The sequence below is a fragment of the Bacillus sp. SIMBA_026 genome (assembly GCF_046535335.1).
Classification (GTDB): Bacteria; Bacillota; Bacilli; order Bacillales; family Bacillaceae; genus Bacillus; species Bacillus velezensis.
The window spans coordinates 1-381 of sequence record NZ_JAWRWX010000045.1 but is presented as its reverse complement, the minus strand read 5'-3'; the positions used below and the strand labels follow the sequence as shown (position 1 = coordinate 381).

Sequence of the window (381 nt, the reverse complement as noted above, 5' to 3'; positions counted from 1 at the left end):
AGCTGTCCGCCGTCCTGGTTCCTGATCTCCAGAATGAACTTCGCTGGCCCGACTACGTCCAGGCAGCCGCAGAGCAAGGGCTACGCTCGATCCTCAGCGTGCCTCTCCTTGTGGAGGAAGAGACCCGCGCCGCGCTTAATCTCTACTCCGAGCGACCCAATGCTTTTGACCAGAGCGACGTGGAACGCGCCGAAGTCTTTGCCTCCCATGCCGCCAAATCGCTCCGGCTTGCCCTGAAAATCGCGCAGCTCAGCGACGCGCGCAATGACCTGGCGGCGGCAATGCAGTCCCGCACGGTAATTGACTTGGCTATCGGCGCGATCATGGCCCAAAACCACTGCAGCCAGGACGAGGCCTTCACCATCTTGCGGACGGCATCCA

1 protein-coding gene is annotated in these 381 nt (G+C 61.7%); it reads left to right on the top strand.

Annotation, left to right across the window (positions count from 1 at the left end; all coding sequences use genetic code 11):
- A partial coding sequence (locus SB847_RS20595; RefSeq protein WP_410578421.1) for an ANTAR domain-containing protein occupies positions 1-381 on the top strand: 381 nt, incomplete at both ends.